The 24,419-nt window shown below is 36.5% G+C and carries 19 protein-coding genes; 15 read left to right on the top strand and 4 right to left on the bottom strand.

Features of this window, described 5'->3' with window-relative positions; translation table 11 throughout:
• Nucleotides 1-215 precede the first annotated feature (215 nt).
• The gene (locus A3EM_RS0136895) at nt 216-929 is read left to right on the top strand and encodes a LytR/AlgR family response regulator transcription factor (protein ID WP_020533276.1); all 714 of its coding nucleotides are present in this window, start codon (nt 216-218) and stop codon (nt 927-929) included.
• 93 nt (nt 930-1,022) lie between these two features.
• Here A3EM_RS0136895 and A3EM_RS0136890 read toward each other — a convergent pair whose 3' ends face one another.
• Nucleotides 1,023-2,063: a Kelch repeat-containing protein gene (locus A3EM_RS0136890; protein ID WP_020533275.1), complete on the bottom strand. Its 1,041-nt coding sequence runs from the start codon at nt 2,061-2,063 to the stop codon at nt 1,023-1,025.
• Between the two features lie 339 nt (nt 2,064-2,402).
• Here A3EM_RS0136890 and A3EM_RS0136880 point away from each other — a divergent pair, with 339 nt between their 5' ends.
• On the top strand, nt 2,403-3,776 hold the full coding sequence (locus A3EM_RS0136880; RefSeq protein ID WP_157638264.1) for a DUF4270 family protein: 1,374 nt from the start codon (nt 2,403-2,405) through the stop codon (nt 3,774-3,776).
• Nucleotides 3,777-3,779: 3 nt separating this feature from the next.
• On the opposite strand, the gene A3EM_RS0136875 is transcribed toward A3EM_RS0136880, so the two are convergent.
• Nucleotides 3,780-4,337, bottom strand: coding sequence for a hypothetical protein (locus A3EM_RS0136875; protein WP_020533272.1), 558 nt, complete (start codon nt 4,335-4,337; stop codon nt 3,780-3,782).
• Nucleotides 4,338-4,502: 165 nt separating this feature from the next.
• Here A3EM_RS0136875 and A3EM_RS0136870 point away from each other — a divergent pair, with 165 nt between their 5' ends.
• The 4 genes from A3EM_RS0136870 to A3EM_RS0136850 all read left to right on the top strand — a co-directional run bounded on the left by A3EM_RS0136870 (nt 4,503) and on the right by A3EM_RS0136850 (nt 9,585).
• The gene (locus tag A3EM_RS0136870) at nt 4,503-5,231 is read left to right on the top strand and encodes a tetratricopeptide repeat protein (RefSeq protein WP_020533271.1); all 729 of its coding nucleotides are present in this window, start codon (nt 4,503-4,505) and stop codon (nt 5,229-5,231) included.
• Between the two features lie 84 nt (nt 5,232-5,315).
• Entirely contained in the window at nt 5,316-7,442 is a 2,127-nt protein-coding gene (locus A3EM_RS0136865; protein ID WP_020533270.1) for a TonB-dependent receptor, read from the top strand.
• 378 nt (nt 7,443-7,820) lie between these two features.
• The gene (locus A3EM_RS0136855) at nt 7,821-8,879 is read left to right on the top strand and encodes a sensor histidine kinase (protein WP_026210817.1); all 1,059 of its coding nucleotides are present in this window, start codon (nt 7,821-7,823) and stop codon (nt 8,877-8,879) included.
• Nucleotides 8,869-9,585, top strand: a complete 717-nt coding sequence (locus A3EM_RS0136850; RefSeq protein ID WP_020533267.1) for a LytR/AlgR family response regulator transcription factor — start codon at nt 8,869-8,871, stop codon at nt 9,583-9,585. The genes A3EM_RS0136855 and A3EM_RS0136850 overlap by 11 nt, the downstream gene beginning before the upstream one ends.
• A gap of 3 nt (nt 9,586-9,588) precedes the next feature.
• On the opposite strand, the gene A3EM_RS0136845 is transcribed toward A3EM_RS0136850, so the two are convergent.
• Together A3EM_RS0136845 and A3EM_RS0136840 are read right to left on the bottom strand one after the other, a co-directional pair.
• Nucleotides 9,589-12,258 carry an FtsX-like permease family protein gene (locus A3EM_RS0136845; protein WP_020533266.1) on the bottom strand — a complete coding sequence of 890 codons (2,670 nt, stop codon included), beginning with the start codon at nt 12,256-12,258 and terminating at the stop codon, nt 9,589-9,591.
• Nucleotides 12,255-12,593 (bottom strand): PadR family transcriptional regulator, encoded by a 339-nt coding sequence (locus A3EM_RS0136840; protein ID WP_020533265.1) that lies wholly within the window; start codon nt 12,591-12,593, stop codon nt 12,255-12,257. Before A3EM_RS0136840 ends, A3EM_RS0136845 begins: the two co-directional genes overlap by 4 nt.
• 133 nt (nt 12,594-12,726) lie before the next feature.
• On the opposite strand from A3EM_RS0136840, the gene A3EM_RS0136835 reads away from it, so the two are divergent.
• The 9 genes from A3EM_RS0136835 (at nt 12,727) to A3EM_RS0136790 (ending at nt 24,394) form a co-directional block, all read left to right on the top strand.
• A complete protein-coding gene (locus A3EM_RS0136835; RefSeq protein WP_020533264.1) occupies nt 12,727-13,197 on the top strand; it encodes a GNAT family N-acetyltransferase in 471 nt (156 codons plus the stop codon).
• Between the two features lie 29 nt (nt 13,198-13,226).
• Nucleotides 13,227-15,365 (top strand): glycoside hydrolase family 31 protein, encoded by a 2,139-nt coding sequence (locus A3EM_RS0136830; protein WP_020533263.1) that lies wholly within the window; start codon nt 13,227-13,229, stop codon nt 15,363-15,365.
• A 32-nt stretch (nt 15,366-15,397) separates the two neighbouring features.
• A complete protein-coding gene (locus tag A3EM_RS0136825) occupies nt 15,398-15,847 on the top strand; it encodes a YybH family protein (RefSeq protein WP_020533262.1) in 450 nt (149 codons plus the stop codon).
• A 54-nt stretch (nt 15,848-15,901) separates the two neighbouring features.
• Entirely contained in the window at nt 15,902-16,477 is a 576-nt protein-coding gene (locus A3EM_RS0136820; RefSeq protein ID WP_020533261.1) for a redoxin domain-containing protein, read from the top strand.
• 486 nt (nt 16,478-16,963) lie between these two features.
• On the top strand, nt 16,964-18,460 hold the full coding sequence (locus A3EM_RS0136815) for a Gfo/Idh/MocA family protein (protein WP_026210816.1): 1,497 nt from the start codon (nt 16,964-16,966) through the stop codon (nt 18,458-18,460).
• Between the two features lie 276 nt (nt 18,461-18,736).
• Complete coding sequence (locus A3EM_RS44820) at nt 18,737-19,372, top strand: TlpA family protein disulfide reductase (protein WP_020533258.1); 636 nt, start codon at nt 18,737-18,739, stop codon at nt 19,370-19,372.
• 130 nt (nt 19,373-19,502) lie between these two features.
• Complete coding sequence (locus A3EM_RS44815) at nt 19,503-20,906, top strand: sensor histidine kinase (protein ID WP_020533257.1); 1,404 nt, start codon at nt 19,503-19,505, stop codon at nt 20,904-20,906.
• Nucleotides 20,907-21,279: 373 nt separating this feature from the next.
• Entirely contained in the window at nt 21,280-22,692 is a 1,413-nt protein-coding gene (locus A3EM_RS0136795) for a polysaccharide lyase 6 family protein (RefSeq protein WP_020533256.1), read from the top strand.
• 67 nt (nt 22,693-22,759) lie between these two features.
• Entirely contained in the window at nt 22,760-24,394 is a 1,635-nt protein-coding gene (locus tag A3EM_RS0136790; RefSeq protein ID WP_020533255.1) for an alkaline phosphatase D family protein, read from the top strand.
• Nucleotides 24,395-24,419: the final 25 nt, after the last annotated feature.

The raw sequence follows: 24,419 nt of genomic DNA, 5'->3' as shown, positions 1-24,419 counted from the left end.
GAGCAACCAAAACAAAAGGAACGGCATTAGAAAAGAAAACCTATTCTATTTTAGAAAAGGGACCTTTCAAAACTTCAATTCAACTTCCGGGAAAATCTTCAACCTGGAAGAACTACCTCAAATTTATGGTTAAATAGCTCATGGAAGGGAAGGAATCCTTTACCTGGCCATAAATCATCTTTTTCAACCTCAAAAATTTTCAAAACACTATTGAAATGATTAGCTGTATTTGTATTGACAAGGATCCTGTGGCTTTAAGGTCCGTCAAAAGTTTTATTGAAAGGACTTCCTATCTCAATTTGTTGGGAAGTTTTGAAAATTATTATGAAGCCTATGCATTATTGGAAACCCAAAAACCAGATTTGTTATTTCTGGATCTGAACATTCCCGAACTGAGAGAAATTGATTTTTTAAAATCCCTTAATAATCCGCCAAAGGTGATTTTTACTACTGGTTATAGCCAGTTTGCCTTACATGCCTTCGAATTGAATGCGGTGGATTTTTTATTAAAACCATTTTCTTATGAAAGATTTTTAAAGGCAACTGATAAAATTTTTGAAATTCATCAACTCGAACAGTTTTACAGGAAAGAGAAGAATTCTTCCATTGAAGACTATATTTTGATAAAATCTGAGCACAATATCATTAAAATTGACCTTAAGGAAATCTATTATATTGAGGGTTATAAAGATTATTTAAAAATTTATACCACTAAAGAAAAGCCAATATTGACTTTAAAAAGCTTAAAAGCCATGGAGGAAATATTAGCCAGGAAAGGGTTTATCAGGGTACACAAATCCTTTTTAATATCTATCCAAAAAATTGAATCCATGAGAAATAATAAAATCAGAATTTTAAATAAATATATACCGCTTGGAGAAAATTACAAAAAACGATTCCATTTTGAAGTGGTGGAGGGTAGATGTTAATCTTTAGATTTTTTTTGATGAATTTAAACACCTTTTTTAAACATTAAAAAAGGTGTTTGATTCATGAAAATTAGCTGTGTCAAATCAATAATCTTAATCATCTTCATCGAATTCATAAAAGGGCTGGAATTCCCAGATGTCATCAAATCTGAATGTTCCATTTTTTCCGGTGGCCACAAAGGGTCTGCCTCCTACTACGAAACCTACTGCATCGGATCTTGAAGCTCCTTCTATGTCGGTCTTTTGCTCCCAATAATCAAAAGTTGGATCGTATTCCCAGAAATCTAACCTGTTTGTACCTGTAGTCCCGGTTCCAATATAACCTTTTCCATTTAGCCCAAATGCAATGGCATCACTTCTTACAATTTGATAATCGTCTTCTTCATCCAATTCGAGTTTTTTAGTCCAGCTTTTGGAAACAGGATCGAACTCCCAAAAATCAGTTTCATAAACCCCATTATTTCTTCCTGTACCGACATAGGCTTTATCATCTACCACAAATGCTACAGCATCCACCCTTTTTGAGCCTCCCAGGCTGATAATTTGTTCCCACGATTTACTTTCCGGATTATATTCCCAAAAATCCTTTAAATCATTGTCTCCATCGTAGCCAGTACCCACATATCCTCTTTCCATAATGCTAAAGGCCACAGCCCCATATCTTGCACTTCCGGGAAAGGAAGGGATAGAATCCCATGTGTTGGTGGCAGCATCATACTCCCAAAAATCGGCTAGTTCACTATTTCCGTCATAGCCTGTACCGATGTAGCCTTTACCATTAATAGAAAATCCGACAGCCGAATTTCTGGCTTTGCCAGGGAAATCTGCCAGCCGTTTCCAGAAATCTAAATTTGGGTCGTATTCCCAAAAATCACTGAGTCTGTCATCCCCGTCATACCCTGTTCCTAAATAGGCTTTTTCTCCGATGGTGAATGAAACTGCCCCACTTCTGGGTACTCCCTCAAAGTCTGATCTTTCTACCCAGTTTCCGATAATGTCCTCACTTTCATCAGAGGAACAACTATATAGTAATAAACTTATTAACAATAAAATTTTTAGCCTTTCCTTCATATTATCCAATAATTTTAGATGCCATTTGGCAAATACTTTTATATATTTTTTGGTAATCACCATTTTATCTTGGTCAAAGCTAGGCTATGAATCAGGGGAAGAAAAAAATAATAGATCAATTCGGTTATTATCTAGATAAGTGGGACAACCTTATCTATCATTCTTTTTTAATGGAAAATCTGAAGGATAAATGAGCAAACCAAAAAGCTTAGTATCAGCGTTAATTTTCTGATTGTCAGAGGTTTATTAGGTTTAATCTAAAATCAGCTATTGAAATTATTTACATCCGGGTGCAAAATTGATTACTTCATCTAGAAACTTGTCCTACTTGTATATATTAATTCCCGGAGCTACTCCTCCATTCTAATTTTGATGGAAATTGATCGAGAAATCAAAAAAAGAATGGAGAAAAAGTTTAATTATGTGATAGCGGCCTTCTTGTTTTTAATAGTGGCTTGCCAGTCGGAAAATAACGAAGAATTTGAAATTGGAGAAGACCTTAATCCATCCGGCTCAAAAGTTTATGCGATAGATTCTCTCACCATTCAAACTTCCACAATTTTGGTAGATTCAATGGTTACATCCCAGCAATCCCATCTTCTTGTAGGACGGTTTGAAGATGAAAAATTAGGAATTACAGAAGCTGTTTCATTTTTCCAGTTAGGATTTCAAAATCAAACTGCTCCGGATTTTAGTGAAGACGATGTTTTCGATTCGCTGGCTTTAATCCTGGATTATAATTATGCTGCTGGTGATACCACGAAAACCCAGGAAATTAGCGTGTTCGAATTATCAGAAGAGATACAATTTGGGGATGGCGAGAGCTCTTTGTACAATACTAGCAAAACACCGTATTTTCCCAACCAATTAGGGAATAGGATATTTAAAGCCTTACCCGGATTGGAGGATCCTCTTGAAATTAGATTAAATGACGAATTGGGGCTGAAGTTATTTAATATGGCAATTGAAGGAGATGATAATATTGCCGATGAAGAGGCATTTATTGATTTTTTTCACGGATTGGCCCTGGTTCCGGGTGAGAATGATGACGCAGCAATTTTAGGTTTTACCATAAACAATAATGAGGGGGTATCAGATGATGAAGAGGAAGTAATTGTGACTAATATAAAAATGAGATTGTATTATAGGGAACCTGGGGAAATTTTAAATAATACTTATTACGATTTCGAACTGAGAGATATTTCCAAAGCTTATTTTAACTTACAAGGAGACAGAAGTCAAACTTATCTATCCGATCTGAAAAATGGAGAGCAACGACTTTCATCTACTATATCTTCAAATGAAGCATATTTGCAGGCTGGAACTGGATTGAGAATCAGGTTTGATTTGCCCTATTTTGAGAACCTGATAGAATCTCTTGGACCTGATGCGTATATAATGGATGCCATTTTGCGGATTGAGCCTGTAAAAGGTTCTTATTCATCATATTTTGATTTACCTGAACAGCTAATCATGTATGAATGTGACAATAAAAATAACCTTACAGATCCTATTAATGCAACGGCTACCACTGATCTACAAATTTCAGTACCCAATATTGATAGGGAATTTAATGAGAATACTTATTATGAATTTAGGCTAACAGATTATCTTCTGCAACGGCTGGATAAAGAATATTATGATGGAAGTGGGCTGTTGTTGCTTATGCCTTCACCAGAGTTTGAGTCTACTGTTGAAAGGTTAATGATTGGTGGGGAGGAAAATAGGGAGAATCCTATTTCCTTAACGGTATATTATATTAATTCTCCTTTCTGATAATTAGAAATAAAAGGTTTGTGCCAAACCACCAATTATTCCTACAAAAAAACAAGCCAGTAAATTATATTGATATAATCTTTTACAATTGTAGATTCTCTGTAGATTATTCCAATTATTGTTGAAAATAAGGTACGGGACTATAGAAACTGTAAGTGCTTTTATCAGGTTTAAATTCAATCCGAAATCAAATTCCTGAAATCCTTGTTCCCAACTTTGCATAAAAGCAATCACGCCATTGTATTTTAAACTTAAATAAATCATGGTATTTACCACAAAGAGATTTAGAAAATTTAGTGTTAAATACCTTCTTTTATATTTCCTTTTCCATAAGCCAATCATCCAAAAGAAAATCATTACACTAGAGGCTCTGGCAACCATTAAAAAGAATAAGCAAAAAATCAAAAGAAGTTTTTGAACAAATGTGTATTCCTTAAAGGATATTTCTGTTACGGAATTTAAGTTCGGCACAAGTGAATTTAAAAGTACCAGCAAGCCCAACCCCAAACCAATCCAAAACCATAATTTCCCAATTTCTACAATAGTTAATTCTTTTTTCATTCTGTCCACTTTATAAAAGTCTATTTTTGAAAAACGCCAAATCTACCAAATGTTTCCAATGATCTACTTTTTTGGTCTGCCTATCTATTTCATTTTTAATAAAAAACCTTCCCGGTTATTCTTACCATATAAATTTTAATCTAAACCCAAAAAACTTAATACACCATGAAACATTTAGTGTCGATATTAATTACACTTGTAATCTCTTCTCCTGTATTTGCACAATCTTCTTTAAATGGAATAGAAGGAAAAATTGCCCAGGCTTTTGGAGCTAGTTTCGGGCAGGCTAGCGATTCTCCCCTACAGGATGTGATCACTGAAATTGAAAAAAATGCAGACAATACCTGGGCAACCTATTGGATGGCTCATGCAAAAATTAATCAGAGTATCTATCAAATGAATGCTCCTGAAAAGGACATGGAAAAGGCTCAATCAGTCTTGAATGAAGCTATTGATTTGCTTGAAAACAAAAAAAATAGGAATACTGAAGAAAATACCTTATTAGCCAGGGCACTTGGGATAAATATTTCTTTTAATCCTTCACAGGCGATGAATTTAAGTTCTAAAGCAGGCGGATTAATCAAAAAAGCGATCAAAGAAAATGATAAAAATATGAGAGCCTATTTACAGGCTGGAACAAGTGATTTCTACAGACCAGTGGAATATGGTGGGGGAAAAGTAGCTGAGGAGCATTTTTTGAAAGCCTTGAGTCTTCCCAACAAAGCCATGGATGATGAACTTGCACCAACCTGGGGAAAGGATGAAGTATATTATATGCTGGTAAGTTTTTACCTCAGGGAGGAACAGTATGATAAAGCTAAATTATTCCTGAATAAGGGATTGAAAGAATTTCCCCAAAACCACCAGCTACAAACTTTATCGGCTAAGATTTAAATATCCCTTTTTTTTAAATCAGCTTAAGGTCCAACCAAAAAATCCCATAGCATTTTGTTGTGGGATCAGCTTCTCCCTTGTGTCATGAAACTACTAATTTTTATATTTTCTTTAATTGGCCCGGTTGGATTTGCCCAGACTTCCATTTCGGGTAAAGTTATTGATGAAAAAAATCAGCCCGTAAGTTTTGCCAATGTTTATTTGGATGATATTTATGATGGTGCCATTACCGATGAATCCGGAACATTTAATTTTTCTACAAAGGCAAAAGGAAATGCCAAACTGGTTATCAGTTATGTGGGCTATAATGATTTTCAAAAAGCGATTCTTTTAGATGGAAAACCCATTGAAATATCTGTAAATCTCCAGCCCAATTCCAATGAATTGCAGGCAGTGGAAATTACGGCAGGCTCTTTTGAAGCTTCCAGCGATAAAAAATCTGTAGTCTTAAAACCACTTGATGTGGTGCAGACTCCTGGCGCCCAGGCGGATATTTATGGTGCTTTACAAAGTTTACCCGGGACTCAGCAAGTGGGCAATGAATCGGGATTATTTGTGAGAGGAGGAACGGCTGCGGAAACTAAAACGATCATTGACGGAATGTTGGTGAATAAACCCTTTTTTAGTGATGTTCCAGACATCCCCCAAAGAGGTCGGTTTTCTCCCTTTTTATTTAGTGGCATTGCTTTTAGCACTGGTGGTTATTCTGCTGAGTATGGGCAGGCGTTGTCTTCAGTTTTAATATTGGATAGTGAGGATTTACCAGAAACAAATTCCACTAATTTAGGAATAATGCCATTGCTTGGCGGAAGTATTTCCCACAACAGAAATCTAGGTACTTTGGCCATTTCCGGGGATTTCAGGTACAATAATCTGCAACCATTTTTTGCCATAAATAAACAAAGAGTAGACTGGAAAAAGCCTCCGGAATCTTTTGGTTCTTCCCTGGTGATGCAGCAAAAAGGGAAAAACGGGAGTATGGGGAAATTGTTTGTAAATTATGATAATTCCCGCTTGAGGTTAGCTTATGATAAATTCACAGGAAAGGAAGAGTTTTATAATCACAATCAGAATTTTTATGCCAATGCGTCCATGAAATTTCCTGTGGGGAAAGAGTGGGTACTTTACAGTGGTTTATCTTTCAATTTCAATGAAGATAAGATGGGGGTAAACCAGGATTATTTTCCCTCAACTGAAAGAATGGCGATGGGAAAATTAACTGCGGAAAGGGAATTGTTCAATGGTGTTGATTTGATATTTGGAGGGGAAATTCAGCATCAAAATGATTTGTATTATTTTAATGAGTTTCGATCGACCATTGAAGGGAATTATATGGCTGGCTTTGCGGAGTCCAATATCAGGCTGGGGAAAAAGCTGGCACTAAGGGCAGGCGCAAGAGCGGAGAAAAGCAGTGTTATTGATGAAGCCAATATTGCTCCCCGGCTTTCCATGGCTTATAAAACAGGGAAAAAAACGCAAGTCTCGTTGGCTTATGGCAAATTTTACCAAAGTCCCGAACCAGAATTTTTGAGAAGGCAAACCAATCTAAATTTTGAAAATGCGACCCATTACATTGCCAATTTTCAATGGATGGATGAAGATACTTATACATTCAGAACTGAATTGTATTACAAAGGTTATGACCATTTGGTATTGGGAGACCCGTTTGGGGAGTTCAATCTTGAGACCATGGATTTTGGTTATAATAATGGAGGAAGTGGTTATGCCAGGGGAATCGATGTTTTTTGGAGAGATAAGAAAAGTATTCCAAATGCTGATTATTGGGTAACTTATTCTTTTATTGATTCCGAAAGATTATTCAGGGAATTTCCAGTAAGTGCCACACCGAATTTCATTGCCAGTCATACGGTAAATGTAGTGTATAGGTATTCCATTCCAAGAATAAGAACAACCATCGGAACACGATATGCCTTTGCCACAGGAAGACCTTATGACAATCCAAATACAGAAGAATTTATGGGCGAAAAAACACCCAACTACAATAACCTAAGCATGGATTTCACCTATTTGACCACTATAGCCGGGCATTTTGCGGTTTGCGTTTTTTCGGTAAATAATGTGTTGAACACGGATAACATTTTTGACTACGAATATTCCCCGGATGGGACCATGAAATTGGCCACCAGACCAGCCGGTTTAAGAAGTATTTTCCTTGGTTTATTTATTTCTATGGAGCATAAGAAAGGGTAGGGTTTGAAATGATAAAAAAGCGCCACATCCTACTGGACATTTTTAAAAATTAGGGTATGAAAACTTGTAATCTTAATTTCCTCCCCCTAGCTCCCTCAACGAGGGGGAAACTTGTTTTTCCCCTCTGGAGGGGATACAGGGGAGGTTTTTAACTAAAGTAATGAGAAGTAGCAAAGTTGATCTCGGATGGAAAATTTCCACCTTAGATTAATTTTGTCCAGGAATATGATAGCGCAAGCATTTGCTTGTGCTTTGAAATGATTTTCAGCGTCTCGCTGAATTTTTGAAAAGGTCCAAGTGGACGCTTGAACCAGGGATATATTTTTTCTTGAAACAAAAGAAACAAATATTTTCCAATACTTGGTATATTTAAACATTATGGAACTACACACAGAAAAGGACTACAGCAGGGTAATCAAAAAGCCATTTTACCATATTATTTTTTGGTTGATTTTATGGGTGGTTTTTTCGGTTCGGGAATTGGCCTGGCATAATAATCTGATGCATAATTTGTCTTTCCAAACCCTTAATTTCGTTTTTTACATCAGTTTAAGCTACCTCAATCTTTATGTATATATCCCAAAATTCTGGAATAAATCCAGGTATTTCCTTTTTACAGTAATCCTGCTGATTTCTATAGTGGTAGTGAGTTATTTAAACTCGCAGTTGCTAAGCTTTATGTTTAGCTCTTTAGGAATTTCCGAACCTGCTGCAATGTTTGGCGGACTACAGGGATTTATGGTTATCCTCACAGAAATTCTGCTGATTATCATGTTTACCATGAGTACCAATTTGCTCATCCAACAGGTGATAAAGGATAAATATGCCAGAGAGTTGGAGAAGAAGCATTTGGAAACAGAATTGAAATTACTTAAAAGTCAGATTAATCCTCATTTTTTATTCAATTCCCTGAACAGTATTTATGTGCATATTCCCAGGACTGCTGAAGTTGCACGGGAAACCTTGGTAAAACTTTCTGAATTGCTCAGCCATCAGATTTATGATGTGGGTAAATCTAAAATTAGTCTGGAAAAAGAAATTGAACACATAAAAAATTATTGCGCAATAGAGCAGGTGAGGCATGGAGAGCAGGTTGACTATTCTATGGAAATTGGGGAAGAGAGTCTCTTAAAATCTATTGAAGTTGCTCCAATGCTTTTTCTTCCATTTGTAGAAAATGCTTTTAAACACGGAAAGAATTCCGGGAAGCTGGATTTTTATGTGAAAATTCAATTTTGTGTGGAAAATCAGGTATTGAAATTCAGTTGTAAAAATTCGTATGAGTCGGAGGGTTATGTTCCCGAGAAAGGAGGCCTGGGTTTGAGTAATATAAAAAGGAGATTGGAATTGAGTTACCCCAAGCGGCATGCTTTGGCCATTAAAGATGAAAATGGAAAGTTTGAAGTGAAATTAAACCTGAATCTGGATGAAAATTAAATGTTTGGTAGTTGACGATGAGTTACCGGCCAGAATGGGCCTGGCTGATTATATAAAGGATGTAAGCTTTCTGAAGTTGGCAGGAATGTGCGAAAATGCGCTTATTGCCAACGATGTCCTTCAAACACAAGAAATTGACCTTATATTTCTGGATATCAATATGCCCAAGCTTACAGGACTGGAATTTCTTCGCTCATTAAATTCCCCACCACTTACTGTTTTTACTACAGCTTACAGGGAATTTGCAATAGAAAGTTACGAATTGAAAGTGGTGGACTATCTGGTGAAACCCATTCCCTTTCCAAGATTTCTGGAAGCGGTGAATAAAGCCAAGGAATTATTGGAACTGAAAACCAAATCAGCGGTAAAAAAGAAAGAAGATCATTTTTTTATCAAAGAAGATGGCAATCTGGTAAAAATTCATTTCGATGAAATTACCTGTATAGAGGCCATGCAGGATTATGTGAAAATATCATTGGAAAACTCAAGACATATCGCCCTGATTTCCCTGAAAAATATTGAAAACCAATTACCAACAGAATCCTTCATCAGGGTACACAAATCGCATATCGTAGCCATTGATAAAGTAGATAAAATAGAAGGAAGTCTTTTGCATATTGGAGATAAAGTAATTCCTGTAGCCAAAAACCTAAAGGAAAAAGTATTGCATACCATAGTGGGGGATAAACTTTGGAAGAGAAAGTAAGGGCTAATTTTCAACTTTTAATGCTTTTACAGGGTTAGCTTTAGCTGTAGAAAAAGTTTTATAACTCACAGTTATCAATGAAATCACTATAAAAACGAGTGTGGGTATTAGGAATAAATCTATCCCTATTTCAGTTTTGAAAGCAAAGTTTTCCAACCAGGAATTCCCCCAGAAAATTACAATTGGGAATGCCAGGAAGATGGCAACAGCAAGCAATAAGAAATATTCTTTTGACAGTAAAAACATTAAATTACTCATACTTGCCCCTAAAACTTTTCGAATACCAATTTCTTTAATTCTTAAAGATGCAGAAAATGAAACCAGGGCAAAAAGTCCTAAACAAGCAATTAAAATTGCTAAAACAGAAAAGACTGAAAATAGCTTTCCAAATTGTAAATCGGATTTGTATTGTCGGTTAAAATCTTCATCCAGGAAAGTAAACTCAAAGGGATCGTTTGGAAAAACCTTTTTATAGGATTTTTCAATATGGGAAATGGTTTCGGGAAGGTTCGTAGTGTTAAATTGTATTGAAAAGTAGGCACCATAATCATGGTCTAGCCAATAAATTCCTGGCTGATGAGGATTTTTTAGGGAATTCCAATATACATTTTTGACCACTGCTTTAATTTCCAGAGTATCCTCAGTAACAAGAAGCAGTTTTTGAAATAGTGCTTCCTCTGGTGAATTAAATCCTAATTCTTGTCGTAATTTTTCATTGATGATTATTCCAGATCTGTTAGACATTTCATCGGAAAATGGCTTCCCGGCTAAAAATTCGAAATTATAAATTTGTGAAAAACTAGCATCTATAAAAGTTGCATTTGTGATTTTCTCCATTTCTTTACCGTCACCGAGTTTCCTAATTCCTCCTTCAAACATATATCCCTTCCCCGGAACATCTCCTGAAGCTGAAACTTCGGCAACAGAATGATGACTTAAAAGGTGATTTTTAAAAGTTTGATATTTGGCAAGTAAAGTTGTTCCTTCAGATTTTAGGGACTCTAATACTACTCGTGGACCATTGAGTACTAATATTTTATTCAATTCATATCCTAGGTCTTTTTGTTTCATGAACTGAATTTGTTGGTAAACCAGATAAGTACCAGCGACAAGGGTAACAGCAATCATAAATTGAAATATGATTAGCCCTTTTCTAAGGTTAATGCCAGTTTTCCCATGATAATTTATTTTAGTTTTGAAAGCATTGACCGGACTGATTCCCGAGAGGATAAAAGCCGGGTATAATCCTGAAAGGAAAGTCCCAAAAGCCAAACTAAATAGAAATCCAACCAGAAAAACAGGAGATTGCCAAAGGGTAAAATTTAATTGGTGATCGACCAGATTATTAAGTAAAGGCATTAATATAATAGTCAGCATTATTGCAATAGAAGCAGCAAGCAAATTAATTAGTGCAGATTCAGTTAAAAACTGATACATTAACTGACTTTTCACTGCTCCAATAGATTTTCGAACACCAACTTCCTTTCTTCTTTGCATTGCTCTTGCTGTTGAAAGATTAATGTAATTAATCCAGGCTATTATCAGTATAAATATGCCTATTAATGCAAAAAAATGAATATCATTTTCATCACCATTATTTTCTGAGACTTGCCCTGAAAGGCCTTTCGAATGGAGATGAATAGCTGTCAAAGGCTGGAAACCAGTTTTTAATGTCATATTGCTATTTTTCAAATTTTCACCCATATTGGTGAGAATAACATCGTCAAACTTTTTGGCAACCAGACTTTTATCAACATCATCATCCATTCGAATATAAGTGGCGAAACTATCATAAAACCATCCTCCTCCAACTTTATAGGAGCGGTCTTTTTCCAGAATGTAATTAAGTGGCAAAAGAAAATCGAATTGCAAATGACTGTTTTCCGGTATATTTTCCAGAATACCAGTAACAACAAACTCACCGCTATAAACTCCTGCACTAATTCTTATTTGCTCCCCAAAAATATCTGTATGGCTAAAATATTTGATTGCCATAGTTTCTGTAAGTACGATGTTATACATTTCTTTTAATGCAGAGGAAGGGTCACCATACTTTAATGGAAAGCTGAACATTTCCAGGAAATTAGCATCTGCGAACCAAATATTATTTTCCTGATGTTGCACATGTTTTTCTTCATTAATTAAAATATAGCCAATATCTTCCTTAACTATCCTAACCATTTCTTTTACTTCAGGAATGGATTTTTTTCCTTCAGCCCCTAGTCCGTAAGTTACATCAACTCCTTTTGCCAAAACCTCCCCATTTCTGATTGCAGTTTGGGTAATTCTATAAATTGAATCCGCTTTTTCATGAAATCGATCAAAACTTTTTTCAAAGTAAATGTACTGGCAAATTAACAAACAAACTCCCATCCCCACGGCTAATCCAAGTACATTTATGGTAGTGTAAAATTTTTGTCGCCATAAAATTCGGCTACTGATTTTGAGATAACTTCTGAACATTCCAGTGTTGATTATTGATTTTTGAAAAAATGGGCGCATCAGGCTTGGTCGAAATAGTATTATGATCTGGAAAAAATATTTTCTTTGGGCATAATGATTTCCCCGAGACAAGTTTCTTTGGTAGATTTCTTCCAGATCACCCTGGATTTCATCATAAAAATCGGGGTTGCAAAACCATTGTAGAAATCGGGTAATTAACTTTTTTATCATGACAGTTTGAAGTCAAGGGCAAGTTTTGGAATAGAATCCCAAAGTTTTGTGCGAATATCCCGGCTTTGCTGTAAAGCCTGTTTTCCATATGCCGTAATGAAATAATATCGTTTTGGCTTGCCACCTCGCTGTGTGTTTGCCTCACCAGATTTCGATTCCAGGTAGCCTTTTTTCTCCATTCTTTTTAATGCAGATTGTAATGCACCAACACTTACTTTTCGGTTGGCTTTTTCTTCAATGGCATCTTTTATGGCTACACCATAGGCTTCATTATAAAGTACGCCTACTGTGAGTAAAACAATCTCTTCGAATTCTCCTAAAGGATAAGTTTTCATGCAATCTCCTATTTGTAGTATTGCAAAGGTGAATGTATTATTTTGAATTTCCTAATTGTAGTATTGATATTTTTTAAATGCTTTTGAAAAGACAACCTAAAGGGTTATTTGAAAAACATTCCTATTTTTAAATATGGAAGCGAAAATCAATATCCGAAAGCTGGACCCTTATGACTTGCCTGCCATTACCAAAATAGCCAATTGGTACCAGGAAGAGTGGGAAACACCGAAAGAAAGGACTATCTCCCGACTGACAAATCAGCCTAGTGAGGATGTTTTATTCCAACTGGTATTGTCATTGGATGGTGTAGTAGTAGGCTCAGGTGGTGTGGGAAATGAGGTGAGTATTTTCAGGGAATATGAAAATTTGAGGATCTATCAACCCTGGGTAGCATTATTATACATTGATGAGGATTATAGAAATCGGGGGTTTGGGAAAATGCTTTTGGATGAGATTGAGAATTGTGCCCGGCAGCAACAATTGGAAAAGCTTTATTTGTATACATTCACCGCAGAGTCACTTTATAAAAAATGTGGCTGGAAGGAAATTGAAAGAGTGATTTATAAGGGGCATGATACTGTGGTGATGGAGAAGGAGATTTAAGAGAGAAATACTTCTGAATTAAATTAAATATGAAAAGCGAAAAACTAATTTTACTTACTTTAATCCTATTCATTTTCAGTTGTAATGAAAAAGAAAAAAGGAAGGATTGGCAGCCAGTGGCCAATGGTATTTGGAAATATACTGTTGGGACAGAAGAAAAGTTAAATCCGTTAAAAGCCGCTGATGCAAAACCCAACCTGGAAAAACTAAAATCTTTTCCATCTATTGAATTTCCTTTTGCCAAAGACTTGATCAATATCACTAAGGAAAACCACAAAACCTTTATACGACTTCCGCTTGATGACGAAGAACAAATTTATGGATTTGGTCTACAGTTCAAAAATATCAATCATCGATCAAAAATATATAACCTCCGGGTGGATCATTATGGAGGAAGAGATAATGGAAGAACACATGCTCCAGTTCCTTTTTATGTGTCTAGCAAAGGATATGGTGTTCTGATCAATTCAGCGAGTTATATTACAGCATATGTGGGAAGTTCTGTTCGGATAGATAGCCGGAATAAACCTCCGGTTTACGACAGAAATACGGATAAAAATTGGGACCCCCAGCCCAAATCAGATGTGGTGGAACTCCTCATTCCCGCTGAAAATGTGGAAATAATAGTATTTAATGCAGAAACCACTTTAGATGTGGTCCGGAAGTATAACTTGTATTGTGGAGGAGGATATTTACCACCAAAATGGGGCTTGGGGTTTACCTATCGTACACACACTTTATATTCCTCGGTTGAAGTGGAGAATGAAGTTCAGGAATTTAAGAAAAATGGTTTTCCTCTTGATTTTATTGGCCTGGAGCCAGGCTGGATGAACCGCTCCTATCCCTGCTCCTATGAATGGGATGAAGAGAGGTTTCCCAACCCTGAAGAGTTTGTAAAAAGACTACTTAACAAAGGAGTGAAAACTAATTTATGGATCAATCCATATATAGCTCCAAAAGCCAAATTACATGAAAAAATGTTGCCTTATGCCGGATCGCATAGTGTATGGAATGGGATTGTCCCTGATTATACTATGGAAGCGCCTCGGAAATTATTCATTGATTTTTATAAGAAAAATCAATTGGATATTGGAGTTTCAGGATTAAAAATAGACGAAGTGGATGGATATGACAACTGGCTTTGGCCCGATTTAGCTACTTTTCCCTCTGGAGTAAGTGCTGAAAAAATGCGCCAGATTTATGGGTTACTCCTTCAGGATATGGTGGCGGATTTGTATCATGAAAATAATCGCAGAACTTATGGATTGGTGAGGGCATCTAATGCGGGAGCTGCTCATTTGCCATTTGTGCTTTACAATGATTATTACAATCATCGGGATTTTATTACCGCTTTAATTAATTCTGGGTTTTCAGGTCTGCTATGGACACCCGAAGTTAGACAATCAGCCACCGGAGAGGAATGGCTCAGAAGAATGCAATCTGTGTGCTTTTCTCCTATGGCTATGATTAATGCCTGGTCGAGTGGAACCAAGCCATGGTCATACCCGGAAGTTTATAAGGAAGTGAAGGAGGTGGCCTTATTAAGGATGCAGTTATTACCTTATATCTATTCTACTTTTGCAGATTATCATTTTAATGGCACTCCACCAATCAGACCCATGCAACTTCTGGGAAATTTTTCAATGAAGGAAATTTCCGTAAAAGGAGACCTGGATGATACTGAAAATCCTTATGAAATGGCGCTGAAAAATGAATTGAAGGATCAGTATATGTTTGGAGAAAATATTCTGGTGGCACCTGTTTTTACTGGAGAAACTTTCAGAAATGTAGTACTGCCTAAAGGTAAATGGTATGATTTCTATTCTGGAGAATTTGCAGGTGAAGATGAAATCATTCAGGTAGAGGCCAAATTGGAGGAAATTCCACTTTTTGTAAAAGACGGAGGAATTATTCCAATGATAGCACCTGATTTACATGCTCCTCAAAAAGATGAAGATTTACCTTTGGAAATAAAATATTATGGAAAAGCTCCGGGTAGTTTTTTACTTTATGATGATGATGGAGAAACTTTTAATTATGAAAAAGGAGATTTTTCCTGGACCAGGCTAAAAGTAGAAAACAGTGAAACTCAAAATGGTGAACTTGAGAAAATAGAAGGAGAATATTTTGGCTATTCTGATATTTCCTGGAAATTTATGACAAAATAAGTTTTTCTGCTCTTTAGATAACCTCAATAAACATGAAATACATCCTTCTGATCTTTGCCATCCAAATTATAACTTGTACTTCAATTTTTGCCCAGGAAACAAGAAATGAAGAAAAAGACAAGGAAGAAATCCGTGAGCTGATAGATAATTACAGCCAGGCCAGGGAGCAAAAAGATGCCAACTTATTAAGACAGATCATTACTGATGAAATTGATCAGTTAGTGTCAACCGGGGAATGGAGGGTAGGAAAAACGGCCGCCTTGTCTGGTATGATGCGCAGCTCGAAGAAAAACCCCGGGTCACGCACTATTACGGTGGAGAAAATTCGGTTTATACATCAAAACTGTGGGATTGCAGATACCAGATACGAAATAAAAATGGAGGATGGTTCAGTGAGAAAAATGTGGAGTACTTTTATCGTGAGTTATGAGGAAAACATGTGGAAAATCACAGCCATTAGAAATATGCTTCCAGCCAAATGACCGATTTAATGGCCATAGATAATCCAAAACCCTGATAGACGTTTGGTTTTTAATATGGAAAATTTAAAAATCAAGAACAGAGTCACACTGGATCTCAATGTTTCGGCACCAATATTTAATTTGAAAGATATTTTTGGCAGGTCTATAAATTTGGAGGATTATCGTGGGAAAAAGGTATTCATTGCTTTTTTCAGACATGCAGGCTGTCCTTTTTGCAATTTGCGTGTCCATTTTCTTCAAAAAAAATATGAAGAATTGAAAGCTAAAAACCTGGAAATGATCTTTTTCTTTGAGTCTCCGGAAAGGGTATTGCTCAATAGCACATTTCATAGAGAAATATCCCCAATTCCATTACTTTCGGATGCGGAGAAAATCTGGTATCAAACTTATGGTGTTGAAAATTCAAAATCCAAATCTGTAAAAAGTCATTTAACTTCATTTATCCAAACTTCCATAAAAGCTAAGCTACTGGGTTTACCAGTCCATGTAATGGAAGAGAAGGAATCCATTACCACAATCCCTGCAGAATTTCTTTTGGATGAAAAGCTAATAATTAGAAAAATTCATTATTCTCAAGGCTTAAATGACCGCATGTCACTTGATCATATCCATGATTTTGTAGGAATCTGATTGGTAGAAATATATTTTTAATTTACTTAAACCCAAAAGCTGTTTAATTTTTAGCGTTTTGGGTTTTATTTTTTTAGCTTTTCAATAACTTATCTCTTCTATGTTGATTTTCCAATTAAGGCAAATTTGGACCACTAAACCAGCCTGCAAAAAACCTGTTTGAGCGTCAATAATCCCCCTCTCAAAGACAAGTAGCAAGTAACTTGGGTTGTCCTCCTTTTAGATTCAGAAAAAATACTATTTTTGAGAAGAGGAAAGATAATTTGCCCTGTTTATTCAGATCATGTTTAAATTTAATCCTTTCAACTGCAAAATGCCATTAAAGGAAATTCGGTTGATAATAAAAATCACCAATAGCGCTGCTATTAATATAAATTTATCATAACCCGAAAACCCTATTCTGACATTTTTCACTGTGAAAAACAAAACTTAAACAAGCTCTAATCTGAGTGGCATGACTATAATTTGATTACTAAAATTTAAAAAATGAAAAAGAAAAAACAACTAACAAATGTTTCGAGAAGATCCTTTATAGGGACTTCGATGGCTGCGGCCGCAGGTGTTACAATCTTACCCAGTAATGTGATTGCCGGTTTGGGATACAAAGCCCCGAGTGATAAATTAAATATTGCCGGAATAGGGATAGGCGGAAAAGGTTCTTCCAACCTGAAAAATATGGAAGCTGAAAACATAGTGGCACTTTGTGATGTAGATTGGAAATATAGTGCCCCGGTTTTTGAAAAATATGGAAAAGCCAAAAAATTCAAAGACTGGAGGAAAATGTTTGATGAGATGGGTAATGATATAGATGCGGTTATGATTGCGACTGCAGATCATACCCATGCTATTATTGCATCGCATGCCATTACTATGGGTAAGCATGTTTACCTGGAAAAACCACTTACCCATTCAGTTTATGAATCAAGATTACTGACCAGACTGGCTGCCAAACATGGTGTAGCTACACAAATGGGAAATCAGGGAGCTTCGGGTGATGGTGTAAGCCAAATGGTAGAATGGATTGCCAATGGAGAAATAGGAGAAGTTACCAAAGTTGAATCGTTTACTAACCGGCCTATCTGGCCCCAGGGTTTAAATACTCCTGGCCAAGGTCATTGGGTTCCTGAAACCCTTGATTGGGATTTATTTATTGGCCCGGCTAAAATGAGACCTTACAACGAAGTTTACCACCCGTGGAACTGGAGAGGTTGGTGGGATTTTGGAACTGGTGCTTTAGGAGATATGGCCTGTCATATTTTACATCCTGTATTTGAAAGTCTGGAATTGGGTTACCCTACAAAAGTTCAGGGAAATTCTACCTTGTTGTTAGAAGATTGCGCTCCAAATGCACAATCTGTAAAAATGGTATTTCCGGAAAGGAAGTCGAAAAAGAAAATGAAGGTTAAACTTCCAGAGGTAGAAGTTCACTGGTCTGATGGAGGAATTAAACCTATGCTTCCTGAGGGCTGGCCTGATGGTAAAGAATTTAATGTTTCAGGTGGTGGGGTAATTTTCCATGGTAAAAAAGATAAATTGATTTGTGGTTGCTATGGCGTGAAGCCTTGGTTATTGTCAGGGAGGACACCTAATGCACCAAAATTCCGCAGAACCATTGAAGAGGGGAGCGGTGGACACCATAAAGACTGGATAAGAGCTTGTAAAGAAAGTAAAGAAAACAGGGTAGAAGCTACCTCTAACTTTGAAGCTGCCGGACCATTCAATGAAATGGTGGTGATGGGTGTTTTAGCTGTTCGTTTACAAGGTTTAAACAAAGAATTGCTTTGGGATGGAGAGAAAATGGAATTTACAAACCTTAATGATAATGATAGCGTCAAAATGGTAGTGAGCGATACCTTTAAAATGGAAGATGGTCGTCCAAGATTCCAGAAGACCTGGACTGATCCTATAAATGCCAAAGGATTTGCTGCAGAGCTGATCAAGCACACCTACAGAGATCCTTGGAAATTGCCTGATATGCCTTAATAATCCTCTTACCAACCACCTCTAAAATTCAATTTTTTAGAGGTGGTTTTCATCTCACACTTCAGTCTATCTGGGGCTGACCCTTCCCTCCACACCATTTTGTTTTTCATAATATGACAAGACATCCGCTTTAAAACAAATTAAACTTCCCAATAGCTTAATTCAGGACTTAGCATATATCACTGGAATGCAATTAATTGTTAATAACTGTTGATTCAGGGGAATTTTTATTATTTCCCACATAATTTTGGCTACTTGAAATTTCAACCTAGAGCCATGACCAAATACGTTGTTGTTATAGCAATATTAATATCAATTAGCTTTTGTATAGTCTTTCTATTCTGGAATCAGGAATTACAGTATTCCAGGCCCACACCTGTTCCACAAAATCATATCGATATTCCTGTGTTAAGTAAGGTGAATTTTGAAGGGAAATTTGATGATCAATCCGGGAAAGTAAAACTGCTTCATTTTTTTAACCCTTCTTGTCCTTGTTCCCGCTTTAATACCAAACATGTAAGTTATTTAATGGATACCTATAAAGAAGATGTCAACTTTACTGTTGTTGTTCCCTTTGGTTCTGATGAGGAAGCTGTAAAAGAATTTTTCGGGAATTCTATTGAGATCCTGATAGATAACGAGGAAAAAGAATTGGCAAAATCATGTGGCGTATATTCAACTCCACAGGCTGTTATACTCGATCAAAAAAACACTTTATATTATCGGGGGAATTATAACAAGTCGAGATATTGTACCCTTCCTCAAAGTAACTATGCTGAAATAGCTATTAATCAATTACTGAATGGGTTACCTCCATCCAATTTTGAAAACTGGGCCACTCAGGCATATGGTTGTCAGTATTCAAAAAAGAATGACTTAACCCTTTTTTCAGCATTTTTGAAATTTAATTAACCTATTTTATACTGAATATTTAGGGGGTCAGTGGTAATATTTCCTGTTTCACTAAATTTCAAATCTTACATTAAAATAAATGATAGTAGTCCTTTATTATGATAGTGTCTACTAAATTAAAATGCTGACAATGCGTCATAACGAAGAAAGTATTTTATCAAATAACCAATCCAGATATATTTTTAAGGATATAAGGGAAAAGGCAAATAAAATAACCTCTTATACTCTAACAGGATATTTTCTGTTTGGTATCCTTATTTCTCCCGTTTATGATACCTGGATAATTGGAATAGGTGTAGGATCACTTTGTTTACTCGCTTATTTCTCAACATTAAAACTATTACCAGAAAGTAATCTCAACCAATATGTAGCCAGTGCCTCTTATGCCATTTTTATGGCTCAGTTTATTTATCAAATGCATGGCATGTTTGAAATGCATTTTTGGGCATTTATAGGAAGCACACTTTTAATTATTTACCAAAACTGGAAATTACAACTCCCACTATCCTTAATAGTGGCTATTCATCATGGATTATTTGCTTATTTGCAATTTTCCGGTGTGGATGAGATTTATTTTACCCAATTACAATATATGGATTTACAGACTTTTTTAATCCATATTTTTCTGGCCACCTTTATATTTCTGGTTTGCGGTTACTGGTCCTATGATCTTTCAAATAAAACATTGGAGATGGGACATAAAAATATCAAAATAAAGGCTCAAAGGGATGAGATTACCCAAAAGTCAGAAAGACTATCTCAGGTCAATGAAGAAATCAATACAATTAATCAAAATCTGGAAGAAATTGTGGCTCATAGAACCACAGAGCTAATGCTGGCGAAGGAAGAATTAAACTTATTCCTGTATAGAACTTCGCATGATTTAAAAGGACCTTTAGCCAGAATAGAAGGTCTTTTACAGTTGGCCAAATTGGATGAGAATGAGCAAGAGAAAAGCTATTTGCCCATGTTCGATGAAGTGGTTTGGGATATGAGTAAGACACTTGAAAAATTGTTGGCAATCAGTACCATCCATAATTACCCTTCCTCAGAGCAAAGTATTGGGATAACGAGGTTAATTGCCTATTTAAAAAATGAGTTTAAAGACCACTCAGGATCTATATCTTATCAATACCCCGAAGAATTTATTTTTATATCCAAACCTGTGCTTCTTAAATTAATCCTAAAAGCTATTGTAGAAAATGCACTTATTTTTCAATACCAAAAGCCCGAGGTTGTAGTGAGTTTTGAGGTTAAAAACAATAAAGTGTTAATCGTGAAAATTGCTGATAACGGTATTGGTATTGAGGAGAAAGAGATACCCAATATTTTTGAAATGTTTTACAAAGGGGCTATTCAGTCTAAAGGGAATGGCTTAGGTCTATTTATTGTAAAACAGGCCATCAAACCTCTAAATGGAGAGGTTACAGTGAAAAGTGAAGTGGGTAAGGGTACAACTTTTACCTTAACCATACCTGTGCAAGGAGAAAAAAATAAGGCTAAACTGCCACAGCCTGTTCAATTTATTGACTAATCTTTGTAATTCTTTAACACCTTTTTGCAGGTTAATATCATACTGGAATAACTTTCATTCGGAAACAAAATCAGCAGGTTTCTTTACAATTCTGCTGGAGCCCTTCCTTTAAAAAATTTTACTTTAATCAAAAGTCCCCGATTGACAAACATAGTGGGGATAAAGCCTTTTTTGTTGCCTCTAAATTTTACTTCCTTTCTGAAATTTTTTAAAACAAAAAAAATTCACAACCTTTAGGGTCTGCTAAATAAAAATTGAAAAATCTGATGATCACCATTCTTACAATAAATCAGTTGCTCTGGCTGAATAGAGGGAAATGCTCCCGAAAAATCTTTCTTAAATTGATTTCCACATTCTAAGAAACTTCAAAAACATGAAAGTTACACTAACAGTAATTTTTGAATTACTGATTTTTTATCTGCTTCTGGCTTGTCAGCCTGCTGAGGAAGAAATATTGGTCACCAATCTGGAGGAATTAAAAAAGGTTGTGGAAATCGCTTCTCCAGGAACTGATATTTTCCTGGCTGATGGCGTATTTGAAGGGGATAATCTGGAATTATCCGCCAAAGGTACAGAAGGAAAACTGATTCGAATACTAGCTAAAAATCCAGGAAAGGTCACCTTTAAAAGCGGGCTCAAACTGAAATCTGATTATTTTTCTCTTGAAGGAATTCAGTTTGAAGGGAGAGGGAGTGTGGAAATAGAAGGAGAAGACTGCCGACTGACCCAATGTCATTTTTCGGATTCTAAAGCTAATAAATGGGTGAGGGTTCTACCAGGAAGCAAAAAAATTGAAATTGACCATAATACATTCGAAAATAAAACAGGAAATACCACCACAAAAAAAGGGTGCCAGATGGTTCAGGTAATTGTACTGAATCAAAATGAACAGCATCATATTCACCATAACCTGTTTAAAGATATCCCTAAGGGTATGGAAAGCAATGGTTATGAAACCCTACAATTGATCACCAAAGGAAATCCATTCGATCCGCCTGCCGGGGATTGTAATAGTATTATTGAAAAAAACCTGTTTATTAGGTGCAATGGGGAATCAGAAATTATTTCGGTGAAATCGAATGGAAATATTATCAGAAATAATACTTTCAGGGAATCTAAAGGAGCTTTGGTATTGCGGCATGGGGATAATAACCAGGTTACTGAAAATTACTTTTTTGGTGAAGGAGAAAATGGGAGTGGGGGCGTAAGATTCCAGGGTAGCGGACAAGTTGTAGCCCATAATTATTTCCACAAACTTGGACAATTTGGTGTTTCCATGATGGATGGTACTCCAGATTATTTATACGTTCGGGTGGAAAATGGAGAAGTTTCCTTCAATACTTTTATTGATTGTAGGAAAACACTGACTATTGGCCTCAATCATTCAAAGCATCCTAATGGAACAGTACCAAAAGATTGTTTTATTTTAGGCAACCTTTTTTACTCGAAACAGGATGGTGAAGATTCTCCTTTTGTAAAACTGGTTCAAGATGATGAACCAGAGAATTTCATATGGAGTAATAATTTGGTATTCGGTAAACCCCAACCTTTGGCTAAAGGTTTTTTTGAGGCAGATCCCGTGTTGGAATTTCAGAATAATCACATAGGATTGCCTACCCAAAAAACGCCTTCCTTTCAATTAGAAATTCCTGAAAAAGAATTTTATACAATCGATTTACTTGGTCAGCAAAGAGGGATGAATAAAACTGTAGGTGCTATTCAATTTCCTGTAGATTCCCTTGGGTTTAAACCTGTTTCGGAAAAGGAAACAGGCACTGCATATTGATTTTATTAATTTTAAAAATACTTGAATCGGATTAACCTGAATTTATATAACACAAACTTTATAAAACATGAAATTTTCCTTGACATACCTTCTCCTGCTATTTGGATTTATTTTTTACAGTTGTAATAAACCGGCTGAGGATGAAAAAGTAGCTGATACTCCTCCGGTTATTGCTCCATTTTCGGATGTGGATACGCTTTGTATCAACGACTGGTGGAACAGAGCCGAAAATAATATTGTCAATTTGAAAGTAGATCGCAAAGATGTTATCGCTTTTGGAATTTATACTGTAGCCAATCAGACGCTTAAACTATCTGCTCAGCTTTTTCCACTTTACCCCAATGAATCCAGGGAAGTAATTCTTGAAATCAATGAAAATGGGAGCTGGAAAGAAATTCAAAGACAAAACGTGAATGACCTGGGGTGGTCTGCTTTATTCCGGGTAGAAAACTGGGATGATTCCAAAGATGTTGCTTATCGCCTGTTGCATGGAGAAAGTGCCTCCTTTGAGGGTAAAATCAGGAAAGATCCAAAGGATAAATCAGAAATTGTGGTGGCGGCCATGTCCTGTAATTCTAATAAAGACAGGGGCATGCGGGAAAATTATATCAGGAATATTAATCACCAGGATCCTGATCTGGTGTTTTTTGCCGGAGATCAATCCTATGATCATAAAGAGCATACGGCAGCCTGGTTGAAATTTGGCCTGCAATTCAGGGATTTGTTCAGGAAACGACCCTGTGTCACTATTCCGGATGACCACGACATTGGCCAGGGTAATCTGTGGGGTGAAAATGGCAAAATAGCCAAAACACCAGCAGGCTCTGATGGTGGATACTTTTACCATCATGAATATGTAAAAATGGTAGAGCGTTGCCAGACTGCCCATCTACCAGATCCATTCGATCCCACACCTGTGGAACAGGGAATTGGAGTTTATTACACTAATTTGATTATTGGAGGAGTAGATTTTGCCATCATAGAAGACAGGAAATTTAAATCAGGTCCGGAAGGGAAAATTCCTCAACAAGGACCAAGACCCGACCATATCCGAAACCCGGACTACGATCCCAAAAGTGTGGATGTGGAAGGATTGAAATTATTGGGAGACAGACAGCTGGAATTTCTGGACCAGTGGGGTGCTCCAAATCCTGAATTGGCTTTTAAAGCCGTACTTTCCCAAACAGGATTTTGTGGAGGAGCTCATTTACATGGTAAAAAGGATAACCGTCTTCATGCCGATATGGATTCGAATGGCTGGCCTCAAACGGGAAGGAATAAAGCTTTGGAAGCGATCAAAAAAGCAAATGCGGTGCATATTGCGGGTGATCAGCATTTGGCTACCGTCATTCAGCATGGGATTGAGGAGCATGAGGATGGCCCATGGGCATTCGTGGTACCTGCAATTGTGAATAATTATTATGGCAGATGGTGGTGGCCACTGGAAAAGGAAAACGGAGTCAATCATGATGAAAATAATCCCTTACCATGGACAGGAAATTACTATGATGGTTTCAACAACAAAATTACCATGCATGCCTATGCAAACCCGGACAATGAATCCAATGGAGCAGGTTATGGACTAATCAGATTTAAAAAGGAAACAGATGAAGTGACTTTTGAATGCTGGCCAAGAAGTGCAGATGTAACCCAACCGGAGGCCAAACAATTTACCGGCTGGCCTATGACTATTCGTTTGTAAAAAGAATTACAACTTCTATATAGTT

The sequence above is a fragment of the Flexithrix dorotheae DSM 6795 genome, from assembly GCF_000379765.1.
Taxonomy (GTDB): domain Bacteria; phylum Bacteroidota; class Bacteroidia; order Cytophagales; family Flammeovirgaceae; genus Flexithrix; species Flexithrix dorotheae.
The sequence above is the reverse complement of the archived record's forward strand: the minus strand, read 5'-3'. Positions and strand labels throughout refer to the sequence as shown.

Excerpts from the sequence above, each read along its gene's own strand:
- A3EM_RS0136895 (WP_020533276.1), top strand. The coding sequence starts at position 216 with ATGATTAGCTGTATTTGTATTGACAAGGATCCTGTGGCTTTAAGGTCC.
- A3EM_RS0136890 (WP_020533275.1), bottom strand. The coding sequence starts at position 2,063 with ATGGTGATTACCAAAAAATATATAAAAGTATTTGCCAAATGGCATCTA.
- A3EM_RS0136880 (WP_157638264.1), top strand. The coding sequence starts at position 2,403 with ATGGAGAAAAAGTTTAATTATGTGATAGCGGCCTTCTTGTTTTTAATA.
- A3EM_RS0136875 (WP_020533272.1), bottom strand. The coding sequence starts at position 4,337 with ATGAAAAAAGAATTAACTATTGTAGAAATTGGGAAATTATGGTTTTGG.
- A3EM_RS0136870 (WP_020533271.1), top strand. The coding sequence starts at position 4,503 with ATGAAACATTTAGTGTCGATATTAATTACACTTGTAATCTCTTCTCCT.
- A3EM_RS0136865 (WP_020533270.1), top strand. The coding sequence starts at position 5,316 with ATGAAACTACTAATTTTTATATTTTCTTTAATTGGCCCGGTTGGATTT.
- A3EM_RS0136855 (WP_026210817.1), top strand. The coding sequence starts at position 7,821 with ATGGAACTACACACAGAAAAGGACTACAGCAGGGTAATCAAAAAGCCA.
- A3EM_RS0136850 (WP_020533267.1), top strand. The coding sequence starts at position 8,869 with ATGAAAATTAAATGTTTGGTAGTTGACGATGAGTTACCGGCCAGAATG.
- A3EM_RS0136845 (WP_020533266.1), bottom strand. The coding sequence starts at position 12,258 with ATGATAAAAAAGTTAATTACCCGATTTCTACAATGGTTTTGCAACCCC.
- A3EM_RS0136840 (WP_020533265.1), bottom strand. The coding sequence starts at position 12,593 with ATGAAAACTTATCCTTTAGGAGAATTCGAAGAGATTGTTTTACTCACA.
- A3EM_RS0136835 (WP_020533264.1), top strand. The coding sequence starts at position 12,727 with ATGGAAGCGAAAATCAATATCCGAAAGCTGGACCCTTATGACTTGCCT.
- A3EM_RS0136830 (WP_020533263.1), top strand. The coding sequence starts at position 13,227 with ATGAAAAGCGAAAAACTAATTTTACTTACTTTAATCCTATTCATTTTC.
- A3EM_RS0136825 (WP_020533262.1), top strand. The coding sequence starts at position 15,398 with ATGAAATACATCCTTCTGATCTTTGCCATCCAAATTATAACTTGTACT.
- A3EM_RS0136820 (WP_020533261.1), top strand. The coding sequence starts at position 15,902 with ATGGAAAATTTAAAAATCAAGAACAGAGTCACACTGGATCTCAATGTT.
- A3EM_RS0136815 (WP_026210816.1), top strand. The coding sequence starts at position 16,964 with ATGAAAAAGAAAAAACAACTAACAAATGTTTCGAGAAGATCCTTTATA.
- A3EM_RS44820 (WP_020533258.1), top strand. The coding sequence starts at position 18,737 with ATGACCAAATACGTTGTTGTTATAGCAATATTAATATCAATTAGCTTT.
- A3EM_RS44815 (WP_020533257.1), top strand. The coding sequence starts at position 19,503 with ATGCGTCATAACGAAGAAAGTATTTTATCAAATAACCAATCCAGATAT.
- A3EM_RS0136795 (WP_020533256.1), top strand. The coding sequence starts at position 21,280 with ATGAAAGTTACACTAACAGTAATTTTTGAATTACTGATTTTTTATCTG.
- A3EM_RS0136790 (WP_020533255.1), top strand. The coding sequence starts at position 22,760 with ATGAAATTTTCCTTGACATACCTTCTCCTGCTATTTGGATTTATTTTT.